This is a genomic window from Rhizobium sp. P40RR-XXII (assembly GCF_012641405.1).
In the GTDB taxonomy this organism is placed as follows: Bacteria; Pseudomonadota; Alphaproteobacteria; order Rhizobiales; family Rhizobiaceae; genus Rhizobium.
On sequence record NZ_JABAII010000017.1, the window covers coordinates 49,639 to 69,157 of the forward strand.

General features: G+C 58.9%; 18 protein-coding genes. 9 read left to right on the forward strand and 9 right to left on the reverse strand.

Translation table 11 applies throughout. The annotated features are described in order from the left end of the window. Nucleotides 1-543: 543 nt before the first annotated feature. The 8 genes from HGP16_RS26185 to groES form a co-directional block, all read right to left on the reverse strand. Nucleotides 544-1,053: an Hsp20/alpha crystallin family protein gene (locus HGP16_RS26185; protein ID WP_168842885.1), complete on the reverse strand. Its 510-nt coding sequence runs from the start codon at nt 1,051-1,053 to the stop codon at nt 544-546. Between the two features lie 93 nt (nt 1,054-1,146). Next, nucleotides 1,147-1,623, reverse strand: coding sequence for an Hsp20 family protein (locus HGP16_RS26190; RefSeq protein ID WP_168842886.1), 477 nt, complete (start codon nt 1,621-1,623; stop codon nt 1,147-1,149). A gap of 460 nt (nt 1,624-2,083) precedes the next feature. Then, nucleotides 2,084-4,294 carry an amylo-alpha-1,6-glucosidase gene (locus HGP16_RS26195; protein ID WP_168842887.1) on the reverse strand — a complete coding sequence of 737 codons (2,211 nt, stop codon included), beginning with the start codon at nt 4,292-4,294 and terminating at the stop codon, nt 2,084-2,086. 13 nt (nt 4,295-4,307) lie between these two features. After that, on the reverse strand, nt 4,308-5,402 hold the full coding sequence (locus tag HGP16_RS26200) for a glycosyltransferase family 4 protein (RefSeq protein ID WP_168842888.1): 1,095 nt from the start codon (nt 5,400-5,402) through the stop codon (nt 4,308-4,310). Nucleotides 5,403-5,477: 75 nt separating this feature from the next. Then, on the reverse strand, nt 5,478-5,909 hold the full coding sequence (locus tag HGP16_RS26205) for a hypothetical protein (protein WP_168842889.1): 432 nt from the start codon (nt 5,907-5,909) through the stop codon (nt 5,478-5,480). A 51-nt stretch (nt 5,910-5,960) separates the two neighbouring features. After that, entirely contained in the window at nt 5,961-6,215 is a 255-nt protein-coding gene (locus tag HGP16_RS26210; protein WP_168842890.1) for a hypothetical protein, read from the reverse strand. 50 nt (nt 6,216-6,265) lie between these two features. After that, nucleotides 6,266-7,894, reverse strand: a complete 1,629-nt coding sequence (gene groL, locus HGP16_RS26215; protein ID WP_168842891.1) for a chaperonin GroEL — start codon at nt 7,892-7,894, stop codon at nt 6,266-6,268. A 58-nt stretch (nt 7,895-7,952) separates the two neighbouring features. Next, complete coding sequence (gene groES, locus HGP16_RS26220; RefSeq protein ID WP_168842892.1) at nt 7,953-8,267, reverse strand: co-chaperone GroES; 315 nt, start codon at nt 8,265-8,267, stop codon at nt 7,953-7,955. Nucleotides 8,268-8,543: 276 nt separating this feature from the next. Between groES and HGP16_RS26225 the strand changes: the two genes are divergently transcribed. Continuing rightward, nucleotides 8,544-8,816, forward strand: a complete 273-nt coding sequence (locus HGP16_RS26225) for an usg protein (RefSeq protein ID WP_168842893.1) — start codon at nt 8,544-8,546, stop codon at nt 8,814-8,816. 269 nt (nt 8,817-9,085) lie between these two features. Continuing rightward, entirely contained in the window at nt 9,086-9,379 is a 294-nt protein-coding gene (locus tag HGP16_RS26230) for a hypothetical protein (RefSeq protein WP_168842894.1), read from the forward strand. Here HGP16_RS26230 and HGP16_RS26235 read toward each other — a convergent pair. After that, nucleotides 9,345-11,684: a methyl-accepting chemotaxis protein gene (locus HGP16_RS26235; RefSeq protein ID WP_168842895.1), complete on the reverse strand. Its 2,340-nt coding sequence runs from the start codon at nt 11,682-11,684 to the stop codon at nt 9,345-9,347. The genes HGP16_RS26230 and HGP16_RS26235 overlap by 35 nt on opposite strands. Before the next feature lie 626 nt (nt 11,685-12,310). Here HGP16_RS26235 and HGP16_RS26240 point away from each other — a divergent pair. The 7 genes from HGP16_RS26240 (at nt 12,311) to argH (ending at nt 19,517) form a co-directional block, all read left to right on the forward strand. Further along, entirely contained in the window at nt 12,311-13,198 is an 888-nt protein-coding gene (locus tag HGP16_RS26240; RefSeq protein WP_246705591.1) for an amino acid ABC transporter permease, read from the forward strand. Further along, a complete protein-coding gene (locus HGP16_RS26245; protein ID WP_168842897.1) occupies nt 13,198-13,959 on the forward strand; it encodes an amino acid ABC transporter ATP-binding protein in 762 nt (253 codons plus the stop codon). The genes HGP16_RS26240 and HGP16_RS26245 overlap by 1 nt, the downstream gene beginning before the upstream one ends. A 40-nt stretch (nt 13,960-13,999) precedes the next feature. Beyond that, entirely contained in the window at nt 14,000-14,830 is an 831-nt protein-coding gene (locus HGP16_RS26250; RefSeq protein ID WP_168842898.1) for an ABC transporter substrate-binding protein, read from the forward strand. Nucleotides 14,831-14,960: 130 nt separating this feature from the next. Further along, the gene (locus HGP16_RS26255; protein ID WP_168842899.1) at nt 14,961-15,833 is read left to right on the forward strand and encodes a polysaccharide deacetylase family protein; all 873 of its coding nucleotides are present in this window, start codon (nt 14,961-14,963) and stop codon (nt 15,831-15,833) included. Next, nucleotides 15,830-16,729: a polysaccharide deacetylase family protein gene (locus HGP16_RS26260; protein WP_168842900.1), complete on the forward strand. Its 900-nt coding sequence runs from the start codon at nt 15,830-15,832 to the stop codon at nt 16,727-16,729. Before HGP16_RS26255 ends, HGP16_RS26260 begins: the two co-directional genes overlap by 4 nt. Beyond that, nucleotides 16,719-18,080, forward strand: coding sequence for an MmgE/PrpD family protein (locus tag HGP16_RS26265; protein ID WP_168842901.1), 1,362 nt, complete (start codon nt 16,719-16,721; stop codon nt 18,078-18,080). The genes HGP16_RS26260 and HGP16_RS26265 overlap by 11 nt, the downstream gene beginning before the upstream one ends. Before the next feature lie 48 nt (nt 18,081-18,128). Beyond that, nucleotides 18,129-19,517, forward strand: a complete 1,389-nt coding sequence (argH, locus tag HGP16_RS26270; RefSeq protein ID WP_168842902.1) for an argininosuccinate lyase — start codon at nt 18,129-18,131, stop codon at nt 19,515-19,517. Nucleotides 19,518-19,519: the final 2 nt, after the last annotated feature.

Consider the following 19,519-nt stretch of genomic DNA (forward strand, 5'->3'; position numbering starts at 1 on the left):
TCACAACTGGCGACGTTGTCGGCCGAATTGAAACGGCCGCGCTTCTCAAAGCTCTGAGAATTGAGAGGGAACGTCCGACGCCTTCCCAAACCGAACGCTGAACAAAGCGCACGTCTGATAAAGAGGTTGCGACTGATCTGGCCGCAGCAAGGTGAGTATCGATTTCGCCGGGCCGCATCGAACCTGAAAGGACGATTTCTCGACCCCTTCGCCAGCTTGGTGCTTCAATTCCAAGTCTTGTACGCGTCGAACCCGAAAGGGCAAGGAAGGAAACGGTTGCCGAGATCGGCATTCTTCTGTGTCGCTCTGGGCATGGTGGCCTGAGCTGGAGCGTCGCCCCGATCACGCGGGCAAAGGCGCCTTCGGCAAACAACGAACGCCCGCAAGAAAGATGGTCACGGCGGTTGTCACTCATCGTCCGCACACCGGACGTCCGTGTTTTGCTCTCGCGATGTGACTTTTTCTATTTCCGTGGTTCATTTCTTCCTATTCGCCAAAGAAGCCGGCGGCGGCCATCGGCCCGCCGCCAGCGGGTGGGATCGATCAGCTCTTGATGGCGATGCGCTTAACCTGTGACTGCGCCTTCTCACTCTTCGGCAAGGTCACGGTCAGCACGCCATTCTTAAAGGTGCCTTCGACCTGATCGTCCTTGACCTCCACACCGAGCGGGATGCGACGTTCGAACCGGCCGTAATAGCGCTCGGAGAACTGGCGATCCTTGTCTTCGGTCTCGGACCGCTTTTCGCCTTTCAGCGTCAGCACGCCATCATTGAGCAGGACTTCGATGTCCTTCTCCTCAAGGCCGGGGACCTCCGCCGTAACCTTGATTTCCTTATCGGTATCGGAAATCTCGACGCTAGGCCAGCCGCCGCCGAACGCGGAGCCCTTACCGAGAGACGGCAGGCCTGAGTCGAAGCCGCGGAAAACATCATCGAATAGGCGATTGACCTCGCGATGCAGCGACATGAAAGGATCACGGTCGCCATCGCGGGATAGACTGGGGACCTGGTTGCCGCTGTTGCGACCCCAGGGAATCAAATCACGAACGGTCATGTGTCTTTCCTTTCCGTTGTTCTGTTGGCAAAGCTTGCCTACTGGCGCCGAGCCTCGCTCGGCGCCTCTTGCGCATATCGCATTCTGGAAGGCTTAAGCCGCCTGCTTGTCGGTTTCGATCTGCTTTGTCTCAGCGTTCGGCAGAGGCGTGTCGGCCGAAATCTCGATCCGGCGGGGCTTCATTTCTTCCGGGATTTCGCGCTTGAGATCGACGGTCAGCAGACCGTTCACGAGGCCGGCGCCCACGACCTTGACGTGGTCAGCGAGCTCGAACCGGCGCTGGAACGAACGGCCAGCGATGCCGCGATGCAGATACTGAACGTCTTCACCGCTTGCCTTTTGACCCGCGACGAAGAGGATGTTCTGTTCCTGCGTGATCGTCAGTTCGTCTCCGGAGAAACCCGCCACTGCCATGGCAATGCGGTAGTCGTCCTCACCGGTCTTGACGATGTCGTAGGGTGGCCAGTTGTCGATCGTATCGGCACGGCTTGCGGCCTCAAGCGCGTTCAACATTCGGTCGAAACCGATGCTCGACCGGAACAGGGGAGAAAAATCGAGGTTTGTCCTCATAGCCATATCCTCCTTATAAGCAACATGGATACAAGGAGACGCCAAGAGCACATGGCGTCTCCTGGACTTCGTCGATTCCCGTTGGGCAATCGAACAATATTAATATAATTCCGTGGCTTGCGGGTTTCAAGAATAGGCAAACCATCTGGCATAAAAATTTGATCGCTCCTTTTCGTTCCAGACTCCCGTGCGGAACACCAAAGGAGCAATTGGATGCGACAATGACTTTTGAAGGCGTTGCCATCATCTTTGCATCTGTCGATGAAACGCTGGTGGCCAAGGTCTGTGTGACTGGCGCCGTGGTCTGATCGCCGAAAGATTTGCCTGCCGGCAACGACGAAACACCTTAGTGGGAAAGGTCAGTATCTGCCGGCAGGAAGGGGCGGGACTTATGATCGTCGACGGCCAATGAGACAGATCAAGCCGACTGAACCGATCGGCTAAGGAGAACTGCCATTTATCAAGCCGTCGTCAGCACTCGAACATCGCCTTGACGATTGACAAGGTCGACAACGACGTTGCGGCCGGACCGGCGGATGGCGACGTCAGCCGAGCCATTGCCGATCCGCAGGCGTCGAAGGAGCACTTCGTCGAGGAAGGAAGGCAGTTGTGGCTCGTCAAAGCTGAGGTGCCGCACGTTCGGGTCGAAGTCAAGGCCCAGGCACGATTGCAGGAGGAAGAGCGGTGCTGCGGCAGCCCAGGCTTGAGGGGAGCATGCGACCGGATAGAAGGTCGGCCCTTGTGCCCGCTGGCGCGGCAGCCCGCAGAAGAGTTCGGGAAGCCGGCGAAGGTCGATATAGGTCGAGGCTGCAAACAGGCCCTCGAAGATTCGCTTGGCTTCATCGCGATGGCCATAGCGGGCAAGGCCGTTGGCAATCAGGGCATTGTCATGCGGCCAGATCGAGCCATTGTGATAGCTCATCGGATTGTAACGCGTTTCGGTCGAGGGAATGGTGCGAATGCCCCAGCCGCAGAAGGATGAAGCATCCATCAGCGTGCGGGCAACAACGGTCGCCCGTTCGGGAAAGGCAATACCGGTGAAGAGGGCGTGCCCGGCATTGGAGGATCGGACCCGACACGGGCGCTTATCTCCGTCCAAAGCAAGCACATAGGTGCCGAGTTCCTCATCGAAGAAGCTCCGATCGAAAGCGCGGCGCAAGCCTTCTCCCCTCGCAAGGAAACTCGCGGCCCGTTCCGGCCTGCCGAGCCGGCGAAAGATCTCCGCAGCCGCTTGCCAGGCGCCGTAGAGATAGGCCTGAACTTCAGCGATCGCGATCGGTCCTTTCGCAAGCGTGCCATCTGAGTAGAAGATGGAATCGTGGCTGTCTTTCCAGGCCTGATTGATCAGTCCTTCTTCTGTCCGTCGCCCATATTCGACGAAACCGTCGCCATCTCGGTCGCCATGTTCATCGATCCAGGCAAGAGCCGACTCAATGGCAGGAAGCAGCGACTGGATCGTGGCAAAGTCCGCTGTGCGTTTGAGGTATTCGCCGGCCAGCAGCACGAAGAGGGGCGTCGAGTCGATACTGCCGTAATAGCGGCGGAAGGGCACCTCGCCGAGTTCGGCCATCTCTCCATAACGGACCTCGTGCAAAATCTTGCCCGGCTCGGCATCCGCGACGGGGTCGATCTCTGTCGCCTGGTTGGCCGCCAGATGGCATAGCACCCCACGGGCGATCTGTGGATCGAGCCAGAGCGTTTCCAGCGCCGTGATCAACGCATCGCGACCGAAAACGGTGCTGAACCAGGGAATGCCGGCATAGGGAAAGGGTCCTTCCGGCGTGTCGGTGATCAGCATGTAGAGGTCGGAGACGCTGCGGCGAGCCACCTCGTTAAAGATCTCGTTGGAGGTTGCGATTGATGCCGCGCGCGAGGAAGACGAACGCAAGGCTCGGCGCGCGTCCCTGAGCGCAAGGAAAAAGGAACGATGGCTCGGCCGGGGGGCAGCAGGTTGATCGCACCCGATCTCGATGAAGAAAGATCGCGTCTCGTGAGGCTCAAGATGGAGATCATAAATAACATGATCGCTGCGAATTTGATCCGGCTTTGGATCAAAGCAAAAGCGGGTCGACCGCTTTCGCTCATCAAGCCCGGCATAAGAAAGCAGGATCGAATCCTCCTCCACGATCGGGGGAAGGTGGCGACCTTTGCGTGCTCTGACAGTTCCGCGGACCTCGAATAGATCGGCAAAATCGGCCCCGTATGTGATCTCGATACGAACGTGCTGCCGTCGATCGTCATAATTCCTGATGGCCAGCCGCTCATAGCAACCGCCATTCCACAGAAATCGCGACCTGCGAAGATGAATAAGATCGTGACCGAGGGCGAGCTTGCCTTTCTCGTCGAAAAGATCAGGATTGGTGAGATCGCAGGTGAGCGTCGCGTTGTCGTCACGTGACGTCGACGATAAAAGCATCGGCCGCTTACCGTTGATCGTCAGATAGAAATGCGAGAGATAGCGCGTGTCGCGATGGAAAAGGCCTTCCGGGCTGGCTGGCCCGGAAAGCGCATCGCCATTGTGGTCGAAGACGGCGAAGGTATCGCCATGCTTCAGGGTGCGCGGTCGGCGCTCCTGCAGGGATGCGGTTGCCGGAATGAAGAACTGTGCCACCGTGGCGATCGGCTCTTGCGATGCGATGGACGGCTTGCTGTCTACAGAAGCGGTCGACATGTTACGATGTCTCCTACGCCACAACCTGGAGATCCAGACCCTGTCCGTTGGCGCGACGCAGCGACGCTGCTTTCATGCGAACGCCAGGCAAGTTGCGATAGATATCGACATAGTCTTGCGCCATCCGTTCCGCGCTGAAACGCCTTTCGAAGGTCGCGCGCACCTTGCGCCGATCCATTCGGAGAGCCCATTCGACGTTTTCGGCCGCTTCCGTAACACTATCAACGACGATACCGGAAATGCCGTTGTCGATCACTTCTGGAACCGAACCGCATCCAAACGCAATAACCGGAGTGCCACATGCCATAGCCTCGATCATCACCAGACCGAACGGCTCTGGCCAGTCGATCGGGAAAAGCAACGCGCCGGCGTTGCCGAGGAAGTCGGCCTTCTGGTGCTCGTTGATTTCGCCGATGAACTCGACATTCGGATGGCTCTTGACCATCGGTTCTATCACGGTTTCCCAATAGGCTTTGTCGGCATTGTCGATCTTGGCCGCGATCTTGAGCGGCATGCCGACCTTAGCCGCAATCTCGATGGCGCGATCCGGCCGCTTCTCAGGCGAGATGCGCCCAAGAAAGGCCAGGTAGTCGCCTTTGGGCTTTGCCGTAAAGGGAAGAAGATCAGCCGGGAGTCCGTGATATACAGTCCCGGACCAGTTGACCGGCGGCATCGGACGACGTTGGTCGTTGGAAATCGATACCAGCGGTATATCTGGAAAAGCCCGATAGAAGGGCTTGAGGTCAGGCAGGTCGAGGCGTCCGTGCAGCGTTGTGACCGTGCGGTCGGCAAAATCCCGGATCAGCGGGAAATGCAGGAGATCGATATGGAAATGCAGGACATCGAACTCAGGCGCCCACCGACGGATCTCCTCCAGCAAGACGATCTGATGCGGTAGATCGTCCTTGACGGCCGGATTGAGCCTCAGCGCGACGTCCGAGCACGCCACCAAGGCGGCCTCCGTACGCGAGTCACCGCTGGCAAACAACGTGACGTCGTGACCCTGACGGACAAGTTCTTCAGTGAGATAGGAAACAATGCGCTCGGTTCCCCCATAAAGCTTGGGTGGAACGCTTTCGGCGAGCGGTGCGATCTGAGCGATCTTCATCGGCAAAACCTCCTCAAATGAGCAAAGAGTCGTCGGCAAAAATCATGCCCGCGTCCTCAAAGAGGCACGCGGCGGTTAGCGGCGATGTCTGTGAAAGGCGTGTCGGCGGCGGCCTCCTTTCCAGTGGCTGTATAGACCCAGAGGGGCGTAGCGACGTGCTTGCGGCTTGCCGCGAGTGGGCCTGTGGAAATTGAAGGAACAGGATCGATCGAGCTCTCGAGATTGCCGGTCGCCTCCGTCCAAGGTCTTCAACGCCTCGATGATCTCGTCATAGGAGACGGCCTCATCGGCGCCTGGGTATAGCCTGAGGGATGGAAGGGACTCGATCGCGAAGATATCGGAAGCCCACGATGCGAGAATAGCTCGCTTCTCTTCCTTGCCGATATCGTTGGCCGCAAGGACATCACGCGGGTGATCGAAATGCTTGCCCGGGTGGAGCAGATGCTCGACGGTGATCGCCGCGGCGGCTTCATTCAAAGACTGTATGTTGTTACATTCCTCTCTCATGGTTAGGCTCCAAAGATTGATCAATGGCTCCGGGGTTCGTTCTACGAAACTCTACCTTGGGTGCGTGACGTCGCTTGCGATGGCCTGTTCCGCCGTCGAATTGGTCGACGCGTCGAACGCTTCAAGGGCCGCCGATAAAAGCTGCGCGCGATCCCGCATTCCCTTGCTATAGAGCTTGGCAACGCAGGTGGTCAGCTTGCCGATGGCGACCGCGTCGCGAGCGATGCCCTTCGTGGCGGCGATCTCCCTGATCACCCCTGCGCACAGGCGCGCATCCTCTTTCGGTGGTAGATTTGTCGATCTCATACGTGCCTCCGAAGCTGGCCCACCCACGGGGATGGGCCAGTTCCCTCACATCAGAAGTCCGCGCCAGCGCCGGCGGGGATAGCGGGCGCCGCATCCTTCTTGGGTTTTTCGGCGATCATGGCTTCCGTCGTCACCAAAAGGCCGGCAACCGAGGCGGCGTCCTGAAGTGCCGTGCGGACGACCTTGGCGGGATCGATGACGCCCTGCGTATAGAGATCGCCGTATTCGCCTGTCTGGGCGTTCCAGCCATAGGAGAATTCAGATTTCTCACGCAGCTTGCCGACAATGATCGAGCCTTCGGCGCCGGCATTCTCAGCGATTTGGCGAACGGGCGCCTCGATCGCTCGGCGAACGATCTCAACGCCGACCTTTTGGTCCTGGTTGGCGGTGGTGAGATTGTCGAGTGCTTTGACGGCCCGAAGCAAGGCAACCCCGCCACCCGGCAGGATGCCTTCTTCGACGGCCGCCCGGGTCGCGTGGAGCGCATCATCGACGCGGTCCTTCTTTTCCTTCACTTCGACTTCCGTCGAGCCGCCAACGCGCAGGACGGCAACGCCGCCGGCAAGCTTGGCGAGGCGTTCCTGCAGTTTCTCGCGGTCGTAGTCGGAGCTGGTTTCCTCGATCTGCGCGCGGATCTGGGCAACGCGACCGTCGATCTCCGACTTCGCGCCGACACCGTCGATGATGGTCGTATTTTCCTTTTCGATCGCAACCTTTTTGGCACGGCCGAGCATGTTGAGGGTGACATTCTCCAGCTTGATGCCGAGATCCTCGGAAATGACCGTGCCGCCGGTCAGGATGGCGATATCTTCCAGCATCGCCTTGCGGCGATCACCGAAGCCTGGCGCCTTGACGGCGGCGATCTTGAGGCCGCCACGCAGCTTGTTGACGACCAGTGTTGCGAGCGCTTCGCCCTCGACGTCTTCCGCGATGATGACGAGTGGCTTGCCCGATTGCACTACTGCTTCGAGAACCGGGAGCATGGACTGAAGGTTCGAGAGCTTCTTCTCGTGGATGAGGATATAGGGATCCTCAAACTCGACCCGCATCTTGTCGGTATTGGTCACGAAATAAGGCGAAAGGTACCCGCGGTCGAACTGCATGCCTTCGACGACTTCGAGTTCGGTCTCAGCCGTCTTGGCTTCCTCGACCGTGATGACGCCCTCGTTGCCGACCTTCTCCATCGCCTCGGCGAGATATCGGCCGATCTCCTGGTCGCCGTTGGCAGAGATGGTGCCGACCTGCGCAATTTCTGAATTGCTGGTGATCTTGCGCGCGTTGGTCTTCAGCTCCTTGACGAGCGCGTCGACGGCGATGTCGATGCCGCGCTTCAGATCCATCGGATTCATGCCGGATGCAACGGCTTTCGCACCTTCCTTGACGATCGCCTGGGCAAGCACGGTCGCGGTCGTGGTGCCGTCGCCTGCAAGGTCGTTGGTCTTCGATGCCACTTCGCGTAGCATTTGGGCGCCCATGTTCTCGAACTTGTCTTCCAATTCGATTTCCTTGGCGACCGACACCCCGTCCTTGGTAATGCGCGGAGCGCCGAACGACTTGTCGATGACCACGTTGCGGCCCTTCGGGCCGAGGGTCACCTTGACGGCATTGGCGAGCACGTCGACCCCCCGCAGCATGCGTTCACGGGCGTCGCTGTGGAATTTGACTTCTTTCGCAGCCATTTCTTTAACTCCTCAATAGGCAGCTACTGTTGACTGATTGTTTGTTCACAAGAACGGCTCAGGCGGCCCGTTTCTGCTCGGCCTGGGCTTCGATGATACCCATGACATCGCTTTCCTTCATGATCAGCAGATCTTCGCCGTTGATCTTGATTTCCGTGCCAGACCATTTGCCGAACAGGACGCGATCCCCGGCTTTCACGTCGAGCGCCTGGATTTGGCCTGACTCGTTGCGCGCGCCCGGGCCGACGGCGATGACCTCGCCTTCCTGCGGCTTTTCCTTGGCTGTGTCGGGGATGATGATACCGCCCTTGGTCTTTTCTTCCGAATCGACGCGGCGGACGAGAATGCGATCATGAAGCGGTCGGAACGACATGTTTTCCTCCGTTGGACAAAAAAGATGACGTTGATCCCCTCGCCGGACCGGATGACCGGTCCGGGCGGGTGCGAACCTCATCTGAGCGTTCGCGCCGAAAGATTTATTTTTGCGATTTTTCGATTTCAAGAGGGCCAATTAAAAAATTTTCTCACGTGGAGTGAAATTGCTAACGTGCTGGAAAGGAACAATAAACCGAGGGGCGGCGTTCAGAGTTCCGTTGATGGTGGCAAAATTTTGTGCCACCTTCGGCGTGTCGTGAAACGGAGATGAAGCATGCGATTTTCATCGGATCTGGAGCGTCAGCTCAATGGCTATGGGCTTACCACCGCGCATATCCTCTACCGCATTCCCGAATTCGAGTCCGTCCTGCAGACCTACGTCTGGCAGAACTATGATCTGGCGCCTGATTTTCCCGAAATGCACAAGTTCCTGGACTTCTGGCAGGCAAGCCTCGACGGGCCTCTGCATTCCGTCCGCTATACCCACCAGCGTCTGATCGGACCAAACGAATGGCAGCGGGTCGAGGGCGAATTCAAGCTGCATTGAAGTCCGAAGCCGAAATCTCCCCTTGCTAGGTCTTCGAAGACCGAGACTAGGTAAGCTTGGTCATTCTCCTTGCCTGTTCGGAAGGAAAGGCCAATGTCGATTCTTCTGACCGGCGGCACAGCTTGGTCGGCACCCGACTTCTGCCCCGCCTGGTCGACGCGGAATTCACTGCCAGGCAGTGCGCAGAAGAAAGCTTCGCCACGAAACTACGAGTAGCAATATAATAATCTAGTTAATGTGATTTCGCCTGCGTGACAGGAAATACCGCTTTGCTGGTTTCGAATGGAAAACCAGTATCTGAACTGTCACGTTCACCTTTGCTGCGTGCCGCCTTGCGCTACCTTCAAACAGCGCGCCTTCTATTGATGGGCATCGACTGGAGCCCACAACATACGCACTGGCTTCCTTTCACTCAAATTTTAGATGCCGGATACATAGCAAACGAAAAAGTCCCGGAAAACCTTTCCGAGACTTTCTCTAAGCCTAATGCATCGCAGGGCTTCGGCGCCCGCCTCGACGAGAGATTGATCAGAACTCCGACCACTCCTGCTGGAGATGTTTGAGCGCCGCGTTACCCTGCGTGGCGGGAGCGGCGCGTGCAGCCTGCCGGCCCGTTGCTGGGGCTGGGGCCGGTCGGGCCGCAGGTCTCGCCTGTGGCTGCCTGCGCTCGGCTGCGCCTGTGCGGAATGCGCTCAGGAGTTCGCCGAGACGGTTGGCCTCCTCGGAAAGACCTGATCCTGCCGCGTTCATCTCTTCCACCATAGCGGCATTCTGTTGTGTTGCCTGGTCCATGTGATTGACGGCACCGTTGATCTCCGACAGTCCCATGGATTGCTCCTGAGCGGCGGTGGCGATCGCGTCCATATGCTGATTGATCTGCAGCACCAAGTCGGCGATAGCCGCGAGACCGTCACCGGTGTCGTTGACCAGCTTCACTCCCTCGCTGACGGCAACTTCGGAATTGCCGATCAGAGCCTTGATCTCTTTGGCGGCATTGGCAGAGCGTTGCGCAAGCTCACGCACTTCCTGGGCGACCACGGCAAAGCCTTTCCCAGCTTCGCCTGCACGCGCTGCCTCGACACCGGCGTTGAGCGCGAGCAGATTGGTCTGGAAAGCGATCTCGTCGATCACGCTGATAATCTGAGTGATCTGCTTGGACGAATGCTCGATCCTGCCCATAGCGTTGACGGCATTGCTGACGACTTGGCTCGAGTTTTCTGCCCGCAACCGCGCGCCACGGACTAAGTCACGTGCATCGCCAGCCCGCTTGGAAGTCGACTGGACGTTGGCCGTGACTTCCTCGAGGGCGGCGGCCGTCTCTTCCAGCGATGCGGCCTGCTGCTCGGTGCGCTTGGAAAGGTTATCGGAAGCCTGCGAGATTTCGTAGCTGCCACTATTTACCAGTGACGCGGCCTGACCAACGCGGGACATGGCTTCGCGAAGCTGGCTGACCGACGAATTGAAGTCTTGACGTAGATTTTCGAACTGCTCAGAAAGCGGCGTTTCGATCTCGCAGAGCAGGTCGCCGGATGCCAACTGACGCAGACCTGTCGCAAGCGAACCTGTTGCCTGCAACAGTCTCTGCTCGGCCTCTGCTTCGGCGCGACGCTGCACTTCGACGCGCTCATGTTCCGATCTCACCCGTACCTCTGTGGCTTCGGCTTCCAGCGCCTTATTGTGTATGGCTGCCTGCTGAAACACCTGTACGGAACGCGCCATGGCGCCGACCTCGTCGTGGCGCTCGACGCCGCCAATCGACACCGAGAGGTCGCCGTGGGCGAGTGCGGTCATGGAATGCGTTAGCACGCCGACCGGCTTTGTGACGCGGAAGATGATGACGCAGATACCGGTGATACTCAGGACCGCGGCGACGAGGAAGGTGAGCCCATAGGCGATCAGGCTGATGAATGCATCATTCTGGCTGGCGGCGGCCTTGCCGACCATGCCATCAGCCGCTGCCGCGGCGGTGTTTGTGATGGTCAGTAGCGCGGCGTTGCCAAGCGGGCGCCAGTCGTCGAGGGACATGGCCTTCTTCTCACCGGCTGCGAACTTTGCAAGCAATGCGCTGTGTTTTGCTGCAAAGTCGCCATTGAAATAGGTCGTGCTGCCGACCTTATAGGCGTCCTTGACCACCTGCGGTGTCGATGGATGATTGACCAAAGTGCCGATCTGTCCCCAGGTGAAATTGGCAGCGTAATCGAATTGCTGGATCTTGCCGACGTCCTCAGGCTTCATCGCTTCTCCAGAGGCGAGCGTGTTGACGAACAACAGGTTTGCAGCACCTGCCGTCGCGCGGGTGTACCATGTCAGTGCACGGATCTGAATGAGTGCCGTCATTGAGGGATCACTTGTCCGAATCCGACTTTCGACGGCGTTCGAGCCGGCTTCCAGCGCTGTCAGCAGCTGCTGACCGATGTCCAGCGTCGTGGCCTGCAATGTCGGATCACGATCCACGAGCTTCTTTGTGATCTCGCTGTCGAGCTTTGACCGGAATGCGACAACCCGGTCGTATGCGGTCATGATGTCGGCCAGCGGGATTTTGAGCGTCGCGTCGTCAATAGTTGCCGAGACCGATTTTGCTTCGTCCATATACTTGTCGACTGTGGCGCGATCCGCCTTCAGCAGGGCAAGTGTTCCCTCTTGCGTGCCAAGCTCAAGTTTGGCGAGCGATGAGCCGTCACCCCGCTCGTTTCTAAAGTTGGCGAGCGTCTGGAAGATCGCGCGATCGAGCATGGCAAATTTGGAGACGTCGGAATAAGTGCTTTCGCCGCGGTAGGCATCAAGCATCGACGATCCCGCTAGCACGCATAGCGAAGCGCTGAGCAGAAGGAAAATTCCGATAAGGACGTTACGGATAGAGAAGATCATAGATGCGCACCTGCGTTCCAAGGTGCCGTGACGCTAAACCGCTTCACCGAGACCCGAATTTCTGGAGCCTTGTGTCATCTCGTTCAAAGGAGAACTAGTTCGTAAGCCATTGAGACAACACCAGAACGCAGGCGCCTCATGGCCTGTCCAACCAGAGACCAAAATAGCTCGGCTTTATTGAAGCAGGATTAATATCGCCTTCCGGAAAAAGATAAAAACAATGGAATTCAGACGACGTCGTTCGTCGATGTTCGGCCCACCTCGGGAACCGTGTCGGCGTGTCCACGAACCGGCCTAGTCTAAGGTCTTTTTGCGGCGAGTGGTTTCAATTCTAGAGCCGATACCCTCGGGGGTTAGCCCGGCTGCTCAACCATCCGATCGCCCGCTTGCGCACGGTTGGGTGCGTATCGGTCGGCCCGACAGCCAATCCCCCGCGAACAACGTCCAGAGTCGCTCGCGTCTCAATTGATGGCGGCGAGCTTGTGCAATGTCGTCATGAGCCTATTTGATTTATGCGCAAATTGCATAAATCGCATGTGCAAATCTCGTTTGTGGCCAAATTAAAAAGCGACGTAGGTTTTCTTATTAGAAAACGAAGCTCATCAACGAGCTCAGGGGATCGAAACTTGACGAATTCAGCGCCACTAGACGTGAACGCGCTCGTGATCGTGCCGCAGCGGAAAATCGGCACCAAGATCATGGCTGCGGTCTGTATCATCCTTCTGCTTCTGCTGGCGAGAGCCTTCTGGAAGGGCGACATTGCCTGGGAATATGTCGGGGAAAACCTCTTTTCCAAATCCGTCCTTGCAGGCGTCGGCAATACGATCATCATGACGGTCTGCGCCATGATCGTCGGTATCGTCCTTGGCGTCATAGCGGCCATCATGCGCATGTCCGACAATCCGGTTCTGCGCAGCATATCCGTCGGCTATGTCTGGCTGTTCCGGGGCACGCCGGCGCTGCTGCAGCTCCTTCTGTGGTTCAATCTCGCGCTGATTTTCCCGACGATCGGCATTCCGGGATTTCTCTCGGTTCGAACCGTCGATGTGATGACCCCCTTCGTTGCGGCTCTTCTCGGGCTTGGCATCCAGCAGGGTGCCTATACCGCCGAAGTCGTGCGCGCCGGCATCCTGTCGATCGACAAGGGGCAGATGGAAGCGGCGCAATCGATTGGCATGACGAAGTTGCGGGCGACCTTGAAGATCGTTCTGCCACAGGCCATGCGCGTCATCGTTCCGCCGATCGGCAACGAGACGATCGGAATGGTCAAGCTGACGTCGCTCGCGAGCGTCATCCAATATTCCGAGGTGCTGAGAAGCGTCGAGGACATTTACTACGTCAATTCGCGCGTCATCGAACTGCTGATTGTCGCCGCCATCTGGTACATGGTCATCGTCACCGCCTTGAGCATCGCGCAGATCTACATCGAGCGGCATTTCTCCAAGGGATGGGGCAGGCGGGACGCCAGCGCCCAGCAGGCAACCAATCAGGCTCTCGTCGGGGAGGCTGGCTGATGGACGCGATCATCAAGGCGCACGGTCTGCAGAAGTATTTCGGCACGTTCCACGTCCTGAAGGACATCGATTTCGAGATCAGAAGGGGGGAGGTGGTCTGCATCATCGGACCATCCGGCTCGGGAAAAAGCACTTTCCTGCGCTGCATCAACCAGCTCGAGCAGATCGATGCCGGTTATGTCACGGTCGAGGATGAAATCGCCGGCTATCGCCGCGAAGGCAACCGGCTGTTCCCTTTGCCGGACCGCGAGATCGCCCGCCAGCGTCAGGCTGTCGGCATGGTCTTTCAGAAGTTTCATCTCTTCCCGCATCGCACGGTCCTGCAGAACATCATCGAGGGTCCGGTCGGCGTGCAGAAGCGGCCGCGGCAGGAATGTATTGCCGAGGCGCGCGTCCTTCTGCAGCGTGTCGGCCTCGCCGACAAGGCCGGCGCCTATCCGGGCGAATTATCCGGCGGTCAGCAGCAGCGCATCGCGATCGCCCGCGCACTTGCGATGAAGCCGAAGGCGATGCTGTTCGACGAGCCAACCTCGGCGCTTGATCCCGAACTTGTCGGCGAAGTTCTCAGCGTCATGAAGGAGCTTGCAGCTTCCGGCACGACGATGATCGTCGTCACGCATGAGATCGGCTTTTGCAGGGAGGTTGCCGATCGCGTCGTCTTTATGGATGGCGGCATGATCGTCGAGACCGGTACACCCGGTGAGATCCTTGAAAACCCCAGAAATCCCAGAGTGAAGAACTTCATCTCTGCGGTGCTTTAAACAACAAGACCCTGAAGAAAGAACATCAGAGGAGAATTTCATGAAACTCATTCGTCTCGCCGTTTCCGCGGCCCTCTTGTCGCTCGCTGCGACCGCCGCGTCCGCGGATTCGAACCTGAACCTGCTTAAGGATGGCGAGCTACGCATCCTGACGAACCCGATCTATCCGCCGATGGAGTTCGTCAATCCGAATAGCGGTACAATCGATGGCTTTGATGTCGATCTGGCGAATGCCATTGCCAAGAAGCTCAATCTGACGACCGTCTTCGTCACCTCGGCCTTCCAGGAACTGCAAAGCGGCCTTCAGACCGGACGCGCCGACATGATCATCTCCGGCATGAGCGACAATGTGAAGCGCCAGGCGAGCATGGATTTCGTCGACTATCTCACCAGCGGCCCGATCCTGTTTACCGTCAAGGCCAATGCCGACACGTACAAGGAGACGACCGATCTGTGCGGCAAGACCGTTGCTGGAAGCCGCAGCACGTCCTTTGGTGATAACGTCAAGTCCTGGAGTGCGGCCAATTGCGAGGGCAAGGGCAAGCCGGCCATCAAATTCGAGGGGACCGCGGATTCAAATGCTGCCCGTCTCGGCATGAAGCAGGGACGCTATGACGCCGTCGTGCAGGGCGTTGAGACGATCGCCTATCAGATGCATCTCGAGCCGGACACCTATAAACTCGTCGGCGAACCGTTGCTCAGCAACGACACCTTCGGCATGGGTTTCAAGAAGGACAATACCGCGCTTCGCGATGCGATTGCCGGTGCGCTCGACGCCGTCATCAAGGACGGCACCTATGACCAGATCCTTCAGAAGTGGGGCCTCGTGCACAACGCTGTTCCGAAGGCCGTCATAAACGGCGTCAAGTAACATCCAAGGCAAGCGCCGCTCTTAGCGCGGCGCTTCCAGATCCTCTGCATGCAGCCATTGGCCGGGACGCTTCAGCGTCCGCGGGCGGATAGCGGCGCCCTGAAAAACTCAAAACGCATAGCTGAATCCCATGACTGCCAAGAGTGCAACCAAATCGGCGAAACCAACTTTGTGGCCGGAAGGCCGGCAATCGGCGGTGGCGCTCGCCTTCGATGTCGATGGCCCGACGGGTGACGCGATGCTCGACGGCTCCCTGCTCTCCAACCCACGCTACTTCACACAGGGCGCCTATGGCCCGTGGCGGGCACTGCCGCGCCTTCTCGGCCTTCTCGGAACATATGGTCTCAAAGCGACGTTCTTCGTGCCGACCTGGGTGGTCGAACATTGGCCGTCGCAATGCGAACGCATCCTGATGGAGGCTCACGAAATTGCTTATCACGGTCACTATCACGAGGTCTTCATCAACTGCAGCCCGCAGCAGCAACTCGACATCATGGAGCGCTCGCGCGAAATCTTCCGCTCCCGAATGGGGATGATTCCGGTCGGTTTCCGCACGCCCTCGGGTGACTGGAGCGACGAAACGGCCGAACTTCTGCGCGACTTCGGCGTCATCTACTCCAGTTCGATGCGCGGTGACGACCGTCCTTATTTCCACACGACGCCGCGCGGGCGCGGCCTTGTCGAGATTCCGGGGCGGTGGGATATCGATGATTACACCGCTCTTGCCTACAGCGAGGAGCCTGATTTCCCCGTCGGTCTCGACCGGATTTCAGGCTACGGCGACGTTCAAAGCAACTGGTGCGCCGAATTCGAAGGCTATCACCGCGAAGGGCTTTGCTGGACGACGATCCTGCATCCGAAGGTCTGCGCCAAGCCGGGGCGGCTTGCGATCCTCGAAGGCCTCTTCAAAGCGATCACCGCCCATGGCGACAGCGTTTGGACAACACACTGCGCTGAAATCGCAAAATGGTGGATCGCACAACATCCGGAGAATGCCGCATGATCAGCACGGCTGCCGAAAGCTACTGGCCACAGGGCAAGAAATGCGCAGCGATTGTCTCCGTGATCTTCGACGACGGCCTCGATGCGATTGCACAGGCTCCCGATCTCAAAGGGCGCGCCAAGAGCTTTTCCGTCTGGCAATATGGAGCCGCGCGCGGCGTCGAGCGTCTTTGCGATGTCTTTGCTAATGCGGACATATCCACAAGCTGGTTCGTGCCCGGCATCCTCGTTGAAAAGCATGAACAGCTGCTGCGCGATGTCGTGTCGCCGCGCCATGAGATCGAGAGCCACGGCTGGAGCTTTGAACGCTATGACGCCATATCAGCACCTGAAGCCGTCGATCTCCTCAAGCGCAGCCGGGAGCGACTGAATGCGATCGCATCGAACGATGTTTCCGGCTTCCGGCTGCCCGCCGGCAACTGGCCGCGTCGCTTCGATCGACTGCTTCTTCAGGCGGGCTATTCCTGGTCGGCGTCGTTGAATGGCGACGATACGCCCTACAGCCATTCCTCGTCGCTGGTGGAGATCCCGGTTCATCTCGAGCTCGAGGACCGGCCTTATTTCCAGTTCAATTTCACCCCGGCCTTTCCGAAAGGGCAGGGGCGTCTCCCCTCCTATGAGGCGGTTCTCGGCAACTGGATCGCCGAGTTCGATGCCTACCGCCAATACGGCCTCTGCTATGTCATCCAGCTTCGCCCGGAATGGACCGGAACGCCCGGCCGGATCGCGCTCGTGGCAGCCTTGCTCGCTCATATCGCCAGCTTCGATGATGTGTGGTTGGCAACGGCTGCAGAAGTAGCTCGCTGGCACGCCGGGAAGGGCATTGCCGCGCCTGGCGATCATCCCGTCAACGTCTATGAAGCCTATGTCGACGAGGAGCGGGCCGTTGAGCGATAATCTGACACAGGCATTGGCGGGGCTGGTTTGTTCGACGAAATTCGAGGCCTTTCCGCCTGAAACCATTCACAAGGCGAAGCTCCATATTCTCGATACGCTGGGTGCTGCGATTGCCGGTTCGGCATCGCGCGAAACCGATGCCGTCGTCGCGATGCTTGGCATCCAGGCCGGAGCCGGGAACGTCCCGATCTGGGGACGGCCGATCGGGACGGACGCGAGGACGTCGGCCTTCGTCAACGGCATGTCGGCTCACGCCTATGAGCTTGATGACAGCGGCGGCTGCGATCATTCTGGTGCCGTCGTCCTTCCGGCCGTGCTCGCCGTCCTCGGCGATCATAGAGGGTCGATCGGCGGCCGCGAACTGTTGCGCGGTGTCCTACTCGGTTACGAAGTCGGCCGGCGCGTATTGGAAGCAGTCGGTGGATACGAGGAGCATAACGGTCTCGGCTGGCATTCCACGGGAACTTGCGGCGCGTTCGGCGCTGCGGCCGCCGTCGGCAGCGTGGTAAACCTCGACGTGACCGGCATGGCCTCCGCGCTTGGCGCGGCCTGCTCCTTTGCCGGCGGCACCTGGGCCTTCATCCACAATGGCAGTTCAGCCAAGAAGCTCCATGCCGGCCGTGCCGCCGAAGGCGGCCTCATGGCCGCCTATCTCGCAAGGCAGGGGTTCGAAGGTCCCGACAGCGTCTTCGAGACGAAGCGCTGGGGCAGCTTCTTTGCGACCTTCGGCGCGGGCAAGGGCGATCCCCAAGCGCTTGTCCGCGACTTCGGAGATTATTGGCGTCTGAACCGATGCTCCATCAAGCCGCACGCCACTTGCCGCGGCACGCATGCGGGGATCGATGCACTGGATCTCATGCTGCAGCGCTACGGCCTTGCGCCTGCCGATATCGCCGCCATCGAAATTGATATCAGCGGCTTTCAGTACGGCATGTGCGGCGGCAAGGTCATCCAATCCCGCGCGCAAGCCCAGATGAGCTTGCCCTATGCGCTGGTCGCTCGGCTGCGCTATGGCAAGGTCTTTCTGGCCGAGCTGGAAGAGGCCGCTTGGTCGGCAGTCGAGATCGGTCCGTTGATGGATCGCATCATAGTTCGCGTCGACCCGGCGATGAGGGACGAGGACGAACCGGCGATCACGATCGTGACGAACACTGGCGAACGGCATCGGCTCGTCGTCGAATTTCCCCTCGGAGGCCCGCAGAACCCGCTGAGCGACGAGCGGTTAGTCGCCAAATATACGGCGCTCGCCCGCATGGTTCTGCCGGCAGCAAAGGTCGACGTTATCAGCGACTTCGTTCTCGACCTTGAAAACCAGGCCGACGCTCGCAGTCTGCTTACTCTGCTTCAATAAAGGATGCACCCGGAGGAGGGCGGCGTTCGTTCAAAAGGGAAGACCGCGATGAGAAACCAGAAAGAAGCCACATGGTCGCCGCTGTTCAAGGAGGCGGTCTCCCGGGATTTCGAGAGCTTTCACGAGTGCCTCGATCAGGACAAGCGCATAGCCTTGCACGATGTTGCGGGTTCGAAGGTCCACGCCGATATGCTTGCCCGTGCAGGCATCCTAAGCGCGCAGGACAACGCCCAGATCCAGGCCGGCTTGGACCAGGTGGCGGACGAAATGCGCTCGGGTACCTTCGAATGGAAGACGGAACTCGAAGACGTTCATACCAATGTCGAGAGCCGGTTGATCGCCCTGATCGGGGATGCTGGCAAGAAGCTGCATACCGCCAGATCGCGCAACGATCAGGTCGCGACCAATATCCGTCTCTATGCCCGAGAGCAACTGGATCTCCTGGCCGATGACCTGAAAACGCTGATTGGCGCATTCGTCGATCTTGCCGAGAAACACGCCGATGCGATCATGCCGGGCTTCACGCATCTGCAGGTGGCTCAGCCCATCACTTTCGGCCACCATCTCATGGCCTATGTCGAAATGTTCCTGCGTGATCTCGACCGCGTTGGCGCAGCGCGCGAGCGCCTCAACGTTTCCCCACTTGGGGCCGCAGCGCTTGCCGGCACCGGTTATCCGATCGATCCCGAATATAGCGCTTCTGCGCTTGGCTTTTCGGGGTCCTTCGTCAATTCACTCGACGCCGTTTCCGACCGTGACTATGTCGTCGATGTTTGCAGCGCCGGTTCGATCATCATGGGACATTTGTCGCGTTTCAGCGAGGAAGTCATCCTCTGGTGCACGCCGATGTTCGACTTCATCGAGGTCGGCGACCAGTTCTGCACCGGCTCCTCGATCATGCCGCAGAAGCGTAATCCGGATCTCGCGGAACTGGTGCGTGGCAAGGCCGCCCGTGTCATGGGCAATCTCACTTTTTCCGCAGCCCTGATGAAGAGCCAACCGCTCGCCTTCAACAAGGACCAGCAGGAATCGAAGCCGCCGTTGACCGATACGCTTGAAACCGTGCGCGCGGCCGTCCGCGTCACGGCTCAAATGATCCCGACCATCAAAGTCAAGCATGCCAAGATGCTTGCAGCTGCCAATCAGGGCTATTCGACGGCAACCGATCTTGCCGATTATCTCGTCCGCGCCGGCTTGGCGTTCCGCGATGCGCACCATGCCGTTGCCGCAATCGTCGGCGCTGCCCGCGACAGGGCTCTGCCGACGCTCTCGGAGCTTTCGCTTACCGATATGCAGACTTTTGCGCCGACCATTCGCGAGGACGTGTTTGAGGTGCTGACGGTGGAGGGCTCGGTCGCCAGCCGCAACCACAAGGGTGGCACAGCGCCGCGAAGGGTGAGAGAAGCTATCGAGACAGTGCGCCGGGCCATTGCCTGAGT

Bases quoted from the DNA above. Each gene is read 5' to 3' on its own strand.
- HGP16_RS26185 (WP_168842885.1), bottom strand. From the start codon at position 1,053: ATGACCGTTCGTGATTTGATTCCCTGGGGTCGCAACAGCGGCAACCAG.
- HGP16_RS26190 (WP_168842886.1), bottom strand. From the start codon at position 1,623: ATGAGGACAAACCTCGATTTTTCTCCCCTGTTCCGGTCGAGCATCGGT.
- HGP16_RS26195 (WP_168842887.1), bottom strand. From the start codon at position 4,294: ATGTCGACCGCTTCTGTAGACAGCAAGCCGTCCATCGCATCGCAAGAG.
- HGP16_RS26200 (WP_168842888.1), bottom strand. From the start codon at position 5,402: ATGAAGATCGCTCAGATCGCACCGCTCGCCGAAAGCGTTCCACCCAAG.
- HGP16_RS26205 (WP_168842889.1), bottom strand. From the start codon at position 5,909: ATGAGAGAGGAATGTAACAACATACAGTCTTTGAATGAAGCCGCCGCG.
- HGP16_RS26210 (WP_168842890.1), bottom strand. From the start codon at position 6,215: ATGAGATCGACAAATCTACCACCGAAAGAGGATGCGCGCCTGTGCGCA.
- groL (WP_168842891.1), bottom strand. From the start codon at position 7,894: ATGGCTGCGAAAGAAGTCAAATTCCACAGCGACGCCCGTGAACGCATG.
- groES (WP_168842892.1), bottom strand. From the start codon at position 8,267: ATGTCGTTCCGACCGCTTCATGATCGCATTCTCGTCCGCCGCGTCGAT.
- HGP16_RS26225 (WP_168842893.1), top strand. From the start codon at position 8,544: ATGCGATTTTCATCGGATCTGGAGCGTCAGCTCAATGGCTATGGGCTT.
- HGP16_RS26235 (WP_168842895.1), bottom strand. From the start codon at position 11,684: ATGATCTTCTCTATCCGTAACGTCCTTATCGGAATTTTCCTTCTGCTC.
- HGP16_RS26245 (WP_168842897.1), top strand. From the start codon at position 13,198: ATGGACGCGATCATCAAGGCGCACGGTCTGCAGAAGTATTTCGGCACG.
- HGP16_RS26250 (WP_168842898.1), top strand. From the start codon at position 14,000: ATGAAACTCATTCGTCTCGCCGTTTCCGCGGCCCTCTTGTCGCTCGCT.
- HGP16_RS26255 (WP_168842899.1), top strand. From the start codon at position 14,961: ATGACTGCCAAGAGTGCAACCAAATCGGCGAAACCAACTTTGTGGCCG.
- HGP16_RS26260 (WP_168842900.1), top strand. From the start codon at position 15,830: ATGATCAGCACGGCTGCCGAAAGCTACTGGCCACAGGGCAAGAAATGC.
- argH (WP_168842902.1), top strand. From the start codon at position 18,129: ATGAGAAACCAGAAAGAAGCCACATGGTCGCCGCTGTTCAAGGAGGCG.